Below are 15085 nucleotides of genomic sequence, written 5' to 3'. Positions count from 1 at the left end.
GATCTAGTAAAGCCAAGACGGAGCCCGAGCATGTCCATTCCCCAGTCCGGCGGCGGACCGATCGAACGCCATGAACAGCTGGCCGAATACCTTGCCTCGGGCTGCAAGCCCAAGTCCGACTGGCGTATCGGCACCGAGCACGAGAAATTCGGCTACTGCAAGGACACGCTGAAACCGCTCCCTTACGAGGGCGAGCGCTCGATTCTCGCCGTGCTCCAGGGTCTACGCGACCTGCACGGCTGGGCCCCGCTGGAAGAGGGCGGCAAGCTCATCGGCCTGACCAAGGACGGCGCCAATGTCAGCCTTGAACCGGGTGGGCAGCTGGAACTCAGCGGCGCTCCGGTGGAAACCATCCACCAGACCTGCGACGAGGTGAACGACCACCTGCGCGATGTCAAGGATATCGCCGACAAGATCGGCGTCGGCTTCATCGGCCTTGGCGCCGCGCCGATCTGGACCCATGACCAGATGCCGCTGATGCCCAAGGGCCGCTACAAGCTGATGGACAACTACATGCAACAGGTGGGCACTTCGGGCACCACCATGATGCGCCGCACCTGCACGGTGCAGGTGAACCTCGATTTCTCCTCCGAGACGGACATGGTGCAGAAACTGCGTGTCGCCATCGCGCTGCAACCGGTGGCCACCGCGCTGTTTGCCAATTCCCCCTTCCTCGAAGGCAAGCCCAACGGCCATAAAAGCTGGCGCGCCCGTGTCTGGCGGCATCTGGATGACGACCGCACCGGAATGGTGCCCTTCGTGTTCGAAGAGGGGTTCGGGTTCGAACGGTGGGTGCAATACGCGCTCGATGTGCCGATGTATTTCGTCTACCGCGACGGCGCGTATATCAACGCGCTGGGCCAGTCGTTCCGCGATTTCCTCAAGGGCGAACTGCCCGCGCTGCCGGGCGAGACGCCGACGCTCAGCGACTGGGCCGATCACCTGACCACGCTCTTCCCCGAGGCGCGGATCAAGAAATTCATCGAGATGCGCGGTGCCGATGGCGGCCCGTGGCGCAGGCTCTGCGCGCTGCCCGCCTTCTGGGTCGGGCTGATGTACGACCAGTCCGCGCTCGATGCCGCCTGGGATCTGGTCAAGGACTGGGATGCCGAAACCCGCGACACCTTGCGGGTGGAAGCCAGCCGCCAGGGGCTCCAGGCGCGGGCAGGCAATATCGACATGCACGCGCTGGCGCGCGAGGTGGTGGCGATCTCCGAGGCCGGCCTCAAATCCCGCGCCCGCCCCGGCGCCGGCGGCATGGTCCCGGACGAGACCCACTTCCTGAGCGCGCTGAAAGACAGCGTCGAAACGGGCAAGACCCCCGCCGACGAACTGCTCGACCATTACAACAGCGACTGGAACGGCGACCTGAGCCAGATCTACGCACAATACAGCTATTGACTGCCCCCGGCGGCCAGTTGCCTTTTCGGGCAGAGTCCTTGCTTGACGAGCGCAGTTCGCGCGCCATATCCGGCTAGGCTGTCAGTTGCGAGCTGGCCGCGTCAGTACGACCAAAATTCTGGGCGTTTTGGTCCAAATAGGCCTCCATGCTAGCGTCGACGATAGACCACTGTTTCGAAATCATCCGGAAACGAGGAGGCGCATCATTGCTGCAACGTTATTTGACCGTCTGGGAGGAGCGGACGGTATCCGACGCATCGTCGGTGTACTTGTCGATAATCACGCCAAAAACCCTGTCGTGGCGCCACGATTTGCGGGAAGCGATATGAAGAACCTCAAGAAAATGGCCGGAGATTTCTTCATAGCTGGCTCTGGCGGGCCCGAGATTTATACGGGCAAGGACATGATTGCGGCCCACAAGCACATGAATATCAGTGGAGACGAGTTTGTCGCAGTTCTCGACGATGCGATGAACGCTCTGCAAGCGAACAATGTTGGTCAGCGGGAACAAGAAGAAGTCTTGTTTATTTTGTACAGCCTCAAAGATCAGGTCGTCGGAATCTGACTGTCTCGACACCGCGGCAACCCTGGGCATCTGTCTATGAATTGCCTGGTGAATGATGCTTACGCGCTGCTGATATTCGAACATTGCGCGATAGGCCCCTCTATTCTACATGCCGTGGCCTTGTGGACGGTTCTGCTACAGACTGCCCTACCCGCACACTACAAAACGCGACCGGCGGCAGTATGCACTGCCGCCGATCCTTGTTCCGGAAACCGGACTCAGTTCTGCAGTTCAGCCGGGCTCTTCGCGGCGATGTCGGTCCAGTTGGTGTCGGCTTTCACGATAAAGCCGGAGATGTCTTCTTCCCACTTGGCCTGGATCTCGTCGGACAGGTTCAGATACAGTTGGCCGTCAACGATCTTCCAGTTGTCCGGGTCTCCATCGAACTTGAAGCCCATCGCAGCGCCGAAGGCGCAATAGCCGCCATAAGCCGGCAGATAGGCTTCCGGGTTTGCCTCGAACGCCGCCTTGTTCTCGTTGTTGGCAAAGCGATAGGTGGCGTCATGATAGACCGAGGTGATCTTCCAGTCGCCTTCAGTGGCTTCGCCCACGGTGAAATAGGCCACCGGGTCATAGCCTTGCAGCGCCAGTCCGGTCGAGCTGGCGTTCAGTTCGACACCGGCTGCCAGGGCCGACCCGGCCAGCGTCAGCGACAGGGCGACGCCGCCGATGAAAGATTTGAGAGTGTTCATTCTATGTGCCTTTCGCGTTGATGGCCCCTTGGCGGTCTATGCGCTGTAAGGGCCCTTTGATCCCGCACGGCGTAATGCGCCGTGGTGACCCCGATCTGGGAGGTCCCCCGATCACGTTCAAAGCAACTCTTTTTGAGTGGGCGTGTTGTGTCGGTGAGCACGCCGGGAGCAGCAGGACCTAGCCCCGGTTTCCGTCGCGGCGCAACTGGCTAAGGAAGGTGATGACCTTGTCCAGCGGCATCTCGCAGGGCGCCAGCCGCGGTCCTGCGGTCAGGTCGTAGAAACAAAGGCTGATGTAATCGTTGCCGCCGCGCTCGTGCGCGACCAGCTTGATCGAGCGTCCCCCCGCAAAGACGGTCTTGCAAACCAGATAGCGCTTGCCTCCGGACCGACCGTGATGCGTGCCGAGCGGCCAGTTCCGCAGGCAGGTCAGCGCCGTCGGGATGGGGGTCAACTGGATTTCTGTCCGATGCGCGGCTCGGTGCCGGCCTTGAGGCGGGCGATATTGGCGCTGTGGCGCCAATAGACCAGCAGGGTCAACGCGATGCCCAGGAACAGTGTTGTGCCATGGCCAAGAAAGACCAGCCACAGCGTCGAGCTGGCCGCCGCTGCCAGGGCACTGAGTGACGAAATACGGGTGACAAAGGCAACCACCATCCAGGTCAGACAGCAGGCGATGCCGACAGGCCAGGCCAACGCCAGCCACAGACCCAGAAAGGTGGCGACTCCCTTGCCCCCCTTGAAGCCCAGCCAGACCGGATAGCAATGGCCCAGGAACGCTGCCAGCGCCGCCAGTTGTGCGGCATCCTCGCCAGCGAACACCCGCGCCAGCAGCACCGCCACCGCCGCTTTGCCGCCGTCCAATAGCAGGGTCAGTGCCGCCGCCTTCTTACTGCCGGTGCGCAGCACGTTGGTGGCACCGATATTGCCCGAACCGATCTGGCGAAGGTTGCCCAGACCCATCATGCGCGACAGCAGCAGGCCAAAAGGTATGGAACCCAACCCATAGCCGATCAGGGCCCAGAGGATCAGAGTGTTGGTGGCGGTCTCGATCGGTGGCATCAATCTCTCCGATAGACGGGCAGGCCCGCGACATAGGTTGCCAGCACCCTACCTTGCATCCGCTGGCCGTCAAACGGAGTGTTCTGCGATTTCGATTTCAGCGTGAACCGGTCCAGTACAAAGGGTACATCCGGGTCGAACAGCACCAGATCGGCGGGCGCCCCCGCGCTCATCCGTCCCGACGCCAGCCCCAGCCGCCGCGCCGGGTTCAGCGCCATGGCCCGGAACAGGGTCGGCAGGTCCAGTTGGCCCGCGTGGTAAAGCCTGAGTGCCGCTGGAAGCAGGGTTTCCAGCGCCACCGCGCCACTGGCGGCCTCCTCAAAGGGCAGCCGCTTGCTTTCCTCGTCCTGCGGTGTGTGCATGGAACTGATCGTGTCGATCAGGCCCGTGCGCACCGCCTCGATCACCGCCTGCCGGTCGTCCTCGCTGCGCAAGGGCGGCTTGACCTTGAAGAAGGTGCGATAGCCCGACACATCCAGTTCGTTCAGCGTCAGGTGATGGATCGAGGTACCTGCGGTGATGTCCAGTCCGTTCCTCTTCGCGCGTTCCAGCGCGGGCAGGGCGCGCGCGGTGGTGATCTGGTCGGCGTGGTACTTCGCCCCGGTCATCTCCAACAGCGCGATATCCCGGTCCAGACCCATCCGTTCCGCCATGGGCGACACGGCGGGCAGGCCATAGAGTGCCGCGAACTTGCCGCTGGTGGCTGCCGCCCCCTCGCTCAGCCCCGGTTCCTGCGGATGCGCGATCACCAGAGCGCTGCAGGACCTGGCATAGGTCAGCGCGCGGGAAAACACCTTGGTATTGGCGACCACATGGTCGCAATCGGTGAACGCCACCGCGCCCGCATCCAGCAGGAAGCCGATCTCGGTCATCTCGCGGCCTTGCCGCCCCTTGGTCAGTGCCGCCATCGGCAGCACGTTGACCGGCGTATCGGCCTGCGCCCGGCGGGTGACAAACTCCAGCGCCTCGGGCGTGTCGATGGCCGGGTGAGTGTCGGGCCGGGTGATGATGGTGGTGACACCGCCCGCCGCCGCTGCAAGTCCTGCGGATTTAAAGCTCTCCTTGTGGCGCTCGCCCGGCTCGCCCACCTTGACCCCGATATCGACGATGCCGGGGGCCAGGCACTTGCCGCCGCAATCGACCACCTCGACATGCTCGGGCACGCCGGTCTCGTGGCCCTGCGCCACGATCCGCCCGCCCTCGACCAGCAACGCACCGCGTTCGTCGGTGCCTGCCTCGGGGTCGATCAGCCGGGCATTGGTGAAAAGGATGTTGCTCATGTCATCGCCCTTTCGATGGCGGCCTTGGTGGCGGCCGGATCCGCCTGATACTTGATCAGGTGCTTGTCACCGCCCTTGGTGATCACCTGCACATAGCTGCCCATGGTGCGCACCATTTCGATCTGGTTGAGCGGTACGCGGGGGCCGGGCCCGCTGAGCGTGCCCCCGGAGATCTCCCAGACCACCGCCAGTTCCTCGGAAGCGAGGTACCAGCCGCGCAGGGCAATCGCGGCCAGACCCGCTGGAGCGCCGGTCCAGATATAGGGGTTGCCCAATGCCCAGAGCACGGCCATGGCGCCACCCATGGCGATTGCCGCCATCCATGTGTGGTTGCGCAGATAGGCCTGCCGGTCTGCAACAAAGCGGATCACAGGATCAGCCATGCCAGCCCCACGATGATCAGTGACATGATGATGGCAAACAGGGCGAAGCCGATATTGCGTGCCTTGCGCCGTGCCGCGCGCGGAGAAAGGCGGGGCGCGGAATGGGGCAGGGCGCTGGCGGTCTCTATCGGGGTGCCGGTCCAGTCGGTTCCGGCCTCGCGATAGGTACCGATCGGGATCAGGGCAGGTGGCAGCGGCAGGTCCAGCGCCCGCCCGCCAAAGGCCCGGCTGCGCAGCATCAGCACCCAGCCAGTGCGCGCCCGCAAGTCCGCTCGGTCGAACTGGTCCTCGGGCACGCCCAACCCCTCGGCCAGATACCCGTCAAGGCCAAGCTCTTCGAGATCAGCAACCGGAAAGACCTCGACATGATCCATGTCGAGCGTTTCGGCCCCCAACAGCTGCGCCACCGCACCCGGCTCGCGCAGGAACCGCGCCTCTTCGGGCCGCATGTCGAGGGAATAGAGCCGGATCACGCCGTGTTCGGTTGCGGAAACGTCCAGCCGGGTCATGCGGCCTCGCGCTGGTTGCGGGCCAGCAGCTCCATCGCCGCCATACGCACGGCGACGCCCATTTCCACCTGTTCCTGGATCACCGAGCGGTTGATGTCGTCGGCCAGTGTTCCGTCGATCTCGACCCCCCGGTTCATTGGGCCGGGATGCATCACGATGGCGTCCGCCTTGGCGAGGCCGAGTTTGTCGCGATCCAGCCCGTAGCGGTGGTAATACTCGCGCTCGGACGGGATGAAGCCGCCATCCATCCGCTCGCGCTGAAGGCGCAGCATCATTACCACATCGACGTCTTTCAGGCCCTCGCGCATTTCGTCATAAACCTCGGCGCCGAACGCGGCGAACTGGCCGGGAACCAGCGTTGGCGGGCCGATCAGGCGGATCCGGTTTTCCATCTTGCCCAGCAGGATCAGGTTCGAGCGGGCAACGCGGCTGTGCGCGATGTCGCCGCAGATGGCGATGTTCAGCCGGTGCAGCCGCCCCTTGGCCCGGCGGATCGTCAGCGCATCCAAGAGCGCCTGTGTCGGGTGTTCGTGCCGCCCGTCGCCCGCATTCAGCACCGCGCAATTGACCTTCTGCGCCAGCAGGTCCACGGCGCCCGAATGCGGATGCCGCACGACAAGCAGGTCAGGATGCATCGCGTTCAATGTCATCGCGGTGTCGATCAGGGTTTCGCCCTTCTTGATCGAGCTTGCCTGCATCGACATGTTCATCACATCCGCTCCCAGCCGCTTGCCCGCCAGTTCGAAACTGGCCTGCGTGCGGGTGGAGTTTTCAAAGAACATGTTGATCTGGGTCAGCCCCGACAGCACGTCGGAATGCTTGGCCGATTGCCGGTTCAGGGCCACATAGGTCTCGGCCAGGTCCAGAATGGCGGTGATATCGGCGGGAGACAGCTGTTCGATGCCAAGCAGGTGTCGGTGGGCAAATGACATGGGCGGCTCCGGTCAGGCGATTGCGCCGCTTATAGAAAGGGTGCGGTCTGGGGGCAATACGGCCCTTCGCCTCAGTCGGCGGGCGCGCAGCCGCCCTCGGGCAGGCAGATCTCGCCCGGTTTGCACCATTTGCCCTGTCCGCAATCGACCGCCAGCTGCGGGACACAGCCCCGTTCGGCCGAGCATTTGAAGCCGGGCCTGCATTGCGATCCGGTCTCTTCGCAAAGGAACCAGCCGACGCGACTGCACCCGCCACCGGGCAGGCATTGAGTGCCTGCCGGGCAGACCCGCCCGTCCTTGCAGGGTGTGTTTATCGGAGTTTCCAGCTCGCGCGTTGTGATAGGAACGCATCTGCCACTGACGGTGCAGGTCATGCCGGGGCCGCAGGTCAGGCCCGATTGGCAGCTGCCGTCTCCCTTGGGGGCGCAGCGGGTACCACCCGCCACACATTGCTCGAACGGGCCGCACGAGCGCCCGCCGCCGCAACAAGTCGCGCCCAGGGGGATGCAATAGCCGTCCCAGGAACAGGTCTGCGCCCCTGAACAACAGCTTGTCGCACCACACCGCAAGGTTCCGGGCGGGCAATCTGCGGTTGCGGCGCCAGCAGGCAGCGTGACGCAGAACCAGAGCAGAAATGGCAACAGCAAGAGGTGGACGCGGGACATGACCCCATGCTCGACCCCGTCGCGCGCGCTGTCCAGCCCAATCCGCTTTCCCTTGCCGCAGGGACGGTTAGATTGGGGGCATGGAATCGGCACTTGACCCTCATACCGCGCTGGCCCTGCTGCAATGGCAGGTCGAACTGGGTGTGTCCGAGACGATCATGGATGCGCCGCTGGATCGCTATGCGCTGACCGACACCGAACCGCGCCAGTCGGTGCATGCGACGCCCGATCCGCGTCGCCCGGCAATGCCCGCGCCGCCTCCCAAGGCGCCCGAGGTCGATCCGGCCCAAGAAGCTGCGCACGCCGCGCGTGCGGCAGCTTCGCTCGATGCCTTGCGTGCTGCGCTGGCCGCGTTCGAGTATTGCGAATTGAAGCGCGGGGCCCGCAATCTGGTCTTTGCCGATGGGGCGCCCGGTGCGCGGGTGATGATCATTGGCGAGGCTCCGGGCCGTGACGAGGATCGCGAGGGCCGTCCCTTTGTCGGCCGGGCCGGGCAGTTGCTGGACCGGATGCTGGCGGCGATCGGTCTCAGCCGGTCGGAGAGCGTCTATATCACCAACGTCCTGCCATGGCGGCCCCCGCAGAACCGCGACCCGTTGCCGGTGGAAATCGGCATGATGAAGCCGTTTCTGGAACGGCATGTGGCATTGGCCTCGCCCGAGGTGCTGGTGTTGATGGGCAATATCAGCTGCGAAACGGTGCTGGGCCGACGCGGGATTACCCGGTTGCGCGGGCAATGGACCCAAGCCATGGGCCTGCCGGTGCTGCCGATGTTTCATCCGGCCTATCTGCTGCGTCAGCCGCAGATGAAGCGGCACGCCTGGGTCGATCTGCTGGAGCTTCAGGCGAAGCTGAGGGAGGCGTGATGCGCATTCTGGCCTTTTCCGATCTGCACATGGCGCGCGCCCGGGCCGCCGATCTGGTTGCCGCCAGTCTTGAGGCCGATCTGGTCATCGGGGCGGGCGATTATTGCAACGGGCGGCAGGGCCTGGATAAGGCGATGGCCATGCTGGCCGGGATCATGGTGCCGCTGGTGCTGGTGCCCGGCAATGCCGAAAGCGCCGACGAGCTGCGCGCTGCCGCCCCCGATGGTGCCCATGTGCTGCACGGCTCAGGCGCGCGCATCGACGGGTTGCGCCTGTTCGGTGTGGGATACGGTGTTCCGCCCACCCCCTTTGGCGACTGGTCCTGCGACCTGACCGAGGGCGCGGCGGCCGAATTGCTCGACCGCTGCACAGGTGCCGATATCCTGATCACCCATTCGCCGCCCAAGGGGATCGGCGATGTGACCGGAACCGGGCTTTCGGTCGGGTCGACCGAGATCCGCGACGCTATCGAACGGGTCCAGCCGCGGCTGGCGCTTTGCGGACATATCCATGACAGCTGGGGGGCCGAAGGCATGATCGGGCGCAGCCGCATTGTCAACCTTGGCCCCACCGTGAACTGGTTCGAGATACCGGCATGATCGATCCGGTCACCTTGCTTACATTCGTCCCCGCCGCGCTCGCGCTGAACCTGACACCGGGGGCCGACATGATGTTCTGTCTCGGGCAGGGGCTGCGCGCGGGTCCGCGCGCGGGCTGGGCCGCCAGCGCCGGGATTTCGGCGGGTGGCATGGTGCATGTTTCGATCGCGGGACTGGGTCTGGGGGCTGCGGTACAGGCGATGCCCTGGCTGTTCGACGTGATCCGCTGGGTCGGGGTTACCTATCTGCTCTGGCTGGCCTGGTGCGCGTTGCGGCAAGAGTTCAGCGCATCCGAGGTGCCGGTACGCCCGGCGCGCCGCGCCTTTCGTGACGGGATGCTGGTAAACCTCACCAACCCCAAGGTGATCCTGTTCGTGCTTGCCTTCATCCCGCAATTCATCGACCCGGCTGCCGGACCGATCCTGATGCAATTCCTGACCTTTGGCCTTGTAATCGCGATCGGCGGATTCATCGTCAACGGCATGGTGGGTCAGTTCGCTGGCGGATTGGGCAGACGGCTGACCGGCGATCCGCGATTGGGCCGTCTGCTCAGCCGCTTTACCGCCGGCATTTTCGCCGCGCTGGCGCTGCGGCTTGCCTTGCTAGAAAGGACCTGACCCCTTGTCCCGCATCGACGAAAGCCTCGATTTCATCCCGGTCCGTATCGCTGTGCTGACCGTGTCGGATACCCGCTCGCTGGAGGAAGACCGCTCGGGCCAGACGCTGGTCGACCGGATCGCACGGGCAGGCCATGTGCTGGCCGACAGGCGTATCATCCGGGACGAACGCGCCCAGATTGCCGACCAGCTGCGCGCCTGGGTTGCAGACCCCGAGATCGACGTGATCATCTCGACCGGCGGCACCGGCCTGACCGGGCGCGACGTGACCGTCGAGGCCCATCGCGACGTCTATGAAAAAGAGATCGAGGCCTTTGCCACCGTCTTTACCCTGATCTCGATGGAAAAGATCGGTACCTCGGCGGTACAGTCACGCGCCACGGGTGGTGTGGCGGGCGGCACTTATCTGTTCGCATTGCCCGGCAGCCCCGGTGCCTGCAAGGATGCCTGGGACGGAATTCTGGAAAAACAGCTGGATTATAGGCACCGGCCCTGCAATTTCGTGGAAATCATGCCCAGACTGGACGAACATCTGCGACGGAAATAGCTTTGCGACCCGTTCAAGCACTCGGGGCTTGGCGTTTTTCCATGCGCTGCTAGTTCTGTTACAGTGCGATCCTGAGCGAGCGGGGTGCGAAAACCGATGCGATTTTTGCGGCAGAGCCTTTTGGGTGTCTTTCTGGCCTCGGTGGCGTTTGCCCTGCTGATCTGGGCCGGACAGCTGGTGATGGAGGCGGTGCAAACCAGAATGGCCGGTGACCGCAAGCCGCCGGCCGCGCGCGAACGGGTCTTTGCGGTCAATGTGCAGCGTGCCGAATATGGCACCGTCACCCCGGTTCTCGAAGCCTTCGGTCAGGTCCAGAGCCGCCGCACGCTGGAACTGCGCGCCGCGATGGGCGGGCGGGTGATCGGCCTGTCGGACAATTTCGTCGAGGGCGGCACGGTCGCGATGGGCGAGGTGCTGGTGCGCATCGACCCGGCCAAGCCGCAGACCGAGCTGGACCGCGCGCGATCCGACCTGATGGATGCCGAGGCCGAGGAACGCGATGCCGCAAGGGCGCTGATCCTGGCCGGTGACGAGTTGCAGGCCGCCGAGGATCAGTCGGCCTTGCGGGCCCAGGCGATGAAGCGGCAACGGGACCTGGTGGAACGCGGCGTCGGCAGCGCCGCCGCCGCCGAGACCGCAGAGCTGGCCGATGCCCAGGCGCGGCAAGCCGTATTGGCGCGGCGCATCGCGGTGGCCCAGGCCGAGGCGCGCGTGGATCAGGCCGCGACCCGTCTGGCCCGCGCCCGGCTGGCGCTGGAACAGGCCGAACGCGATCTGACCGAAACCGAGGTGACAGCCCGGTTCGATGGCACGCTCAGCGGCGTGACTCTTGTCGAGGGGCGGCTGGTGGCGGTGAACGAGAAGCTGGCCGAACTGATCGACCCCGACGCGCTCGAAGTGGTGTTCCGCGTCTCGACGGCCCAGCATACGCGGCTGCTGGATGCGGCCGGTCGTTTGATTGGTGCTGCAGTCGAGATCGAGTTGGATGTGGCGGGGGCCGATCTGACCGCCACCGGCACTGTCAGCCGCGACAGCGCGGCAGCGGGCGAGGGACAGTCGGGCCGGGTGATCTATGCCCGTCTCGATGCGGCGCCGGGGTTCAAGCCCGGCGATTTCGTCACCGTCCGTGTCGAGGAACCGCCGCTGGCCGATGTGGTCCGCTTGCCGGCCTCGGCGCTGGATGCGGCGGACACGGTGCTGGTTCTGGACAGTGAGGACCGGCTGGAACAAGTGCCGGTCACCTTGATCCGGCGGCAGGGTGATATGGTACTTATCCGGGGCGAGGGGCTTGCCGGGCGCGAGGTGGTGCTGGGCCGCACGCCGCTGCTTGGCCCTGGTATCCGGGTCCGTCCCCTGAGGGACGAGGCGCAGGCGGGCAGCCCCGATCTGTCGATGCTGGAACTGAGCGACGAACATCGTGCCCGGCTGGTGGCGCTGGTCGAAGCCAATGAGCGGATGCCCTCTGAAGTGAAGGCCAAGGTGCTGGGCCAGCTCGCGGAAACCCGCGTTCCCGCCGGGCTGGTGGCCCGGCTGGAAGACCGGGCCGGGGGCTGATCCGCGATGGTGCGCGGCATCCCCAGCGCGGCGGGCGGCTTGCTCAGCTATTTCACCCGGCACCGGACGGCGGCGAACCTGCTCTTGATGGTGTTGCTGGTGCTGGGCGCGGCGGCGATACCCAACATGCGGGCGCAGTTCTTTCCCGATGTGATCGTGCAAAATGTCTCGGTCAACGTGGAATGGGAGGGCGCCGGCCCCGAGGATGTGGACAGCGCCATCGTGCAGGTGCTGGAACCGGCGTTGCTGGCGGTCGACGGGGTGGAAAGCACCACCGCCAGTTCCCGCGAAGGGCGCGCCGATATCGAGCTGGAATTCGAGCCCGGCTGGGACATGTCGCAGGCCGCCGACGATGTGCAGGCCGCCGTCGACGCGGTCACCACCCTGTCCGAGGATGCCGAGGACCCGGCGGTGCGCCGGGGCGCCTGGCGTGACCGGGTGACCGATGTGGTGATCACCGGGCCGGTCGGTCCACAGCAGCTGGCGCTCTTTACAGACGAGCTGATCGTGCGCCTGTTCGAGATCGGCGTCACCCGCACCACCATTCGCGGCATCGCCGCGCCGCGCACGGTGGTCGAGGTCTCCTCGGCCAAGCTGATCGCCAATGATATCTCGATGAACGAGATTGCCACGGCCATCGCCGCCGAGGTTACCGGCGACCCGGCGGGTGATGTCTCGGGCGCCAATGCGCGCATCCGAACCGGGGTGGAAAAGCGCAGGCCCGAGGATATCGCGGGCATTGTCCTGCGCTCGAACCCCGATGGCTCCAAGCTGCGGATCGCGGATGTGGCCCAGATCCGGGTCGAAGGCGTCACCCGCGACCGCTCCTATTGGGTCGGCGACCAGCCGGCCATGTCGATCCGGGTCGACCGCTCCGACCGGGGCGACGCGATCCGGGTACAGAAGCAGGTCGCCGAGGTGGTCGAGCGGATGCAGGCCAGCCTGCCCCAAGGCGTCACCATGCAGCTGATCCGCACCCGGGCCGAGGCGATCAGCGACCGTCTCAACATTCTGGTCGACAACGGGCTGATGGGGCTGGCGCTGGTGGTGATGCTGCTGTTCCTGTTCCTGAACGCGCGCACCGCCTTCTGGGTTGCGGCGGGGATCCCGGCCTCGATGTTCGCGGCGATCGCACTGATGTATGTGGGTGGGCTGACCATCAACATGGTGTCGCTCTTTGGCCTGATCATCACGCTAGGCATCGTGGTCGACGACGCCATTGTCGTCGGTGAACATGCCGATTTCCGCGCCCGGCGCCTGGGCGAACACCCCGTGGTCGCCGCCGAGACCGCCGCGCGCCGCATGGCGATGCCGGTCTTTGCCGCGACGCTGACCACGATCATCGCCTTTTTCGGCCTGACCGCGATTGGCGGCCGGTTCGGCGAACTGATCCGCGACATCCCCTTTACCGTGATCGCGGTGCTGGCGGCCTCGCTGGTCGAGTGTTTCCTGATCCTGCCCAACCACATGTCCCATGCCATCGCCCATTCGGCCAAGGAACACTGGTATGACTGGCCCAACCGGGTGGTAAATCGCGGCTTTCGCTGGCTGCGCGATCACCTGTTCCGGCCCTTTGTCGGCTGGGTGGTCCAGGCCCGCTATGTGGTGCTGGCCGCGACCGTCACCGTGCTGGCCAGTCAGGCGGCACTGTTCATCACCGGTGATGTGCAATGGCGGTTCTTCAACGCGCCCGAGCGCGGATCGGTCACGGGTAATTTCATCATGGCCGAAGGCGCCACCCGCGCCGACACGCTGGAGATGATGCGCGAATTGCAGCGCGCCACCGAGGAACTGGGCCGCATCTACGAAGAGCGTCATGGCCGCAATCCGATCGACTATGTCCTGGCCGAGGTGGGCGGCAATGCCGGGCGCGGTCTGGCGGGGGCCGAGACCAAGGATGGCGACCTGTTGGGCGGTATCTCGATCGAGCTGATCGACGCCGATCTGCGCCCCTATTCCAGCTTTGCTTTTGTCGGCGAGTTGCAGGATTTCGTCACCCGCCACCCCAAGGTCGAAACGCTCAGCTTCCGTGGCTGGCGCTCGGGGCCGGGTGGCGATGCGCTGGACGTTCAGTTCTATGGCGCCTCGGCACAGGTGCTCAAGGCGGCGTCGAACGACCTTCAGGCGGCGCTGTTGCGCTATCCCGAGGTGTCGGCGGTCGAGGATGATCTGGCCTATGACAAGGAAGAGGTGGTGCTGGACCTGACCGCGCAGGGGCAGGCGATGGGCTTTACCGTCGACGCGCTGGGCCGGGCCTTGCGGGCGCGGCTCAACGGGATCGAGGCGGCCACCTATCCCGACGGTCCCCGGAGTGCCGAGATCCGGGTGGAACTGCCCGAGGGCGAACTGACCGCCGATTTTCTGGAGCGCACGCTGATGCGGGCGCCCGCCGGGGTCTATGTGCCGCTGGCCGATATCGTTTCGGTCAGCCAGCGCACCGGGTTTTCGACCGTTCGGCGCGAAAACGGCATCCGCCGGATCTCGGTCACCGGGGATATCTCCGAGGACGACCCGGCCCGGGCCACCGAGATCTCGACCGCGCTGGAAACGCAGATCCTGCCGCGCATCGCCAGTGAACGGCAGGTCGAATGGCGCATGGCGGGGCTGAGCGAGCAGGAGGACACGTTCCTGTCCGAGGCGGCGACCGGGCTGACCCTGTGCCTGACCGGCATCTACCTGGTGCTGGCATGGATCTTTGCCAGCTGGACCCGGCCGCTGGTGGTGATGGCGATTATCCCCTTCGGCCTCGTCGGGACGATCTGGGGTCACTATATCTGGGAGGTGCCGCTGAGCATGTTCACGGTTGTGGGCCTCTTGGGCATGACCGGCATCATCATCAACGATTCCATCGTGCTGGTGACAACCATCGACGAATATGCCGAGAGCAGGGGGCTTTTGCCCTCGATCATCGACGGGACGGCCGACCGGTTGCGGCCCGTTTTGCTGACCTCGCTGACCACGGTGCTGGGTCTGGCGCCGCTGCTATATGAAAGCTCGCAACAGGCGCAATTCCTCAAGCCCACGGTGATCACGTTGGTCTACGGGCTGGGATTTGGCGTGCTGTTGGTGCTGCTGGTGGTTCCCGCGCTGCTGGCGGTGCAGAATGATGTGGCGCGCCCGTTGTCGGCGTTGCGCCGGGCGCTGCGCGGCGGGGCGCCTCTGGCGCGGGGGGCGGTGGCGGTAAGCGGTGTGCTGACCTTGGCCTGGCTGGGTGTCACGGTGGCCTGGGTTGCGGTAACCGGCGCGCTGCCTGTCTGGATGCTGGGGCTGGTACCGCAGGTGCAGAGTTTGGCGCCGATGCCTACCGCGCTGGTGTTGTTCATTGCAGGGGCGCTTGTTGTCTGCTTGCTGGCAATGGCGGTCTCGGCACTGATCCTGATGCGCAACGCTGGACGCAAACCGGCCTGAGCGGG

General features: G+C 65.1%; 16 protein-coding genes. 8 read left to right on the top strand and 8 right to left on the bottom strand.

Translation table 11 applies throughout. The features are described 5' to 3' along the window. The first annotated feature begins 30 nt into the window (after nt 1-30). On the top strand, nt 31-1401 hold the full coding sequence (locus tag AC2FNY_RS06270; RefSeq protein ID WP_496801943.1) for a glutamate--cysteine ligase: 1371 nt from the start codon (nt 31-33) through the stop codon (nt 1399-1401). 85 nt (nt 1402-1486) lie between these two features. Then, entirely contained in the window at nt 1487-1966 is a 480-nt protein-coding gene (locus AC2FNY_RS06265) for a group I truncated hemoglobin (RefSeq protein ID WP_496801942.1), read from the top strand. 218 nt (nt 1967-2184) lie between these two features. On the opposite strand, the gene AC2FNY_RS06260 is transcribed toward AC2FNY_RS06265, so the two are convergent. From AC2FNY_RS06260 to AC2FNY_RS06225, 8 genes are all read right to left on the bottom strand, one after another. Then, on the bottom strand, nt 2185-2658 hold the full coding sequence (locus AC2FNY_RS06260) for a YHS domain-containing (seleno)protein (protein WP_234162815.1): 474 nt from the start codon (nt 2656-2658) through the stop codon (nt 2185-2187). A gap of 178 nt (nt 2659-2836) precedes the next feature. Beyond that, the gene (locus tag AC2FNY_RS06255) at nt 2837-3112 is read right to left on the bottom strand and encodes a hypothetical protein (RefSeq protein ID WP_496801941.1); all 276 of its coding nucleotides are present in this window, start codon (nt 3110-3112) and stop codon (nt 2837-2839) included. After that, entirely contained in the window at nt 3109-3720 is a 612-nt protein-coding gene (gene plsY / locus AC2FNY_RS06250; RefSeq protein WP_496801940.1) for a glycerol-3-phosphate 1-O-acyltransferase PlsY, read from the bottom strand. The genes AC2FNY_RS06255 and plsY overlap by 4 nt, the downstream gene beginning before the upstream one ends. Beyond that, nucleotides 3720-5000 (bottom strand): dihydroorotase, encoded by a 1281-nt coding sequence (gene pyrC, locus AC2FNY_RS06245; protein WP_496801939.1) that lies wholly within the window; start codon nt 4998-5000, stop codon nt 3720-3722. The genes plsY and pyrC overlap by 1 nt, the downstream gene beginning before the upstream one ends. Further along, a complete protein-coding gene (locus AC2FNY_RS06240; protein ID WP_234137181.1) occupies nt 4997-5383 on the bottom strand; it encodes a hypothetical protein in 387 nt (128 codons plus the stop codon). The genes pyrC and AC2FNY_RS06240 overlap by 4 nt, the downstream gene beginning before the upstream one ends. Continuing rightward, nucleotides 5368-5892 carry a hypothetical protein gene (locus AC2FNY_RS06235; protein ID WP_496801938.1) on the bottom strand — a complete coding sequence of 175 codons (525 nt, stop codon included), beginning with the start codon at nt 5890-5892 and terminating at the stop codon, nt 5368-5370. The genes AC2FNY_RS06240 and AC2FNY_RS06235 overlap by 16 nt, the downstream gene beginning before the upstream one ends. Then, the gene (locus AC2FNY_RS06230) at nt 5889-6824 is read right to left on the bottom strand and encodes an aspartate carbamoyltransferase catalytic subunit (protein WP_496801937.1); all 936 of its coding nucleotides are present in this window, start codon (nt 6822-6824) and stop codon (nt 5889-5891) included. Before AC2FNY_RS06230 ends, AC2FNY_RS06235 begins: the two co-directional genes overlap by 4 nt. 71 nt (nt 6825-6895) lie before the next feature. After that, nucleotides 6896-7270 carry a hypothetical protein gene (locus AC2FNY_RS06225; RefSeq protein ID WP_496801936.1) on the bottom strand — a complete coding sequence of 125 codons (375 nt, stop codon included), beginning with the start codon at nt 7268-7270 and terminating at the stop codon, nt 6896-6898. Between the two features lie 299 nt (nt 7271-7569). Between AC2FNY_RS06225 and AC2FNY_RS06220 the strand changes: the two genes are divergently transcribed. The 6 genes from AC2FNY_RS06220 to AC2FNY_RS06195 all read left to right on the top strand — a co-directional run bounded on the left by AC2FNY_RS06220 (nt 7570) and on the right by AC2FNY_RS06195 (nt 15080). Continuing rightward, on the top strand, nt 7570-8355 hold the full coding sequence (locus tag AC2FNY_RS06220) for a uracil-DNA glycosylase (protein ID WP_496801935.1): 786 nt from the start codon (nt 7570-7572) through the stop codon (nt 8353-8355). After that, on the top strand, nt 8355-8954 hold the full coding sequence (locus AC2FNY_RS06215) for a metallophosphoesterase family protein (protein WP_496801934.1): 600 nt from the start codon (nt 8355-8357) through the stop codon (nt 8952-8954). The genes AC2FNY_RS06220 and AC2FNY_RS06215 overlap by 1 nt, the downstream gene beginning before the upstream one ends. Next, nucleotides 8951-9571, top strand: a complete 621-nt coding sequence (locus AC2FNY_RS06210; protein WP_496801933.1) for a LysE family translocator — start codon at nt 8951-8953, stop codon at nt 9569-9571. The genes AC2FNY_RS06215 and AC2FNY_RS06210 overlap by 4 nt, the downstream gene beginning before the upstream one ends. A gap of 4 nt (nt 9572-9575) precedes the next feature. Beyond that, nucleotides 9576-10118: a molybdenum cofactor biosynthesis protein B gene (gene moaB, locus AC2FNY_RS06205; protein WP_234137188.1), complete on the top strand. Its 543-nt coding sequence runs from the start codon at nt 9576-9578 to the stop codon at nt 10116-10118. Nucleotides 10119-10214: 96 nt separating this feature from the next. Continuing rightward, complete coding sequence (locus AC2FNY_RS06200) at nt 10215-11672, top strand: efflux RND transporter periplasmic adaptor subunit (protein ID WP_496801932.1); 1458 nt, start codon at nt 10215-10217, stop codon at nt 11670-11672. A gap of 6 nt (nt 11673-11678) precedes the next feature. Next, on the top strand, nt 11679-15080 hold the full coding sequence (locus tag AC2FNY_RS06195) for an efflux RND transporter permease subunit (protein ID WP_496801931.1): 3402 nt from the start codon (nt 11679-11681) through the stop codon (nt 15078-15080). Nucleotides 15081-15085: the final 5 nt, after the last annotated feature.

This window comes from Ruegeria sp. BHSC223 (assembly GCF_059613025.1).
Note: the sequence above shows the minus strand (reverse complement) of the source record. Positions and strands in the feature narration are given on the sequence as shown.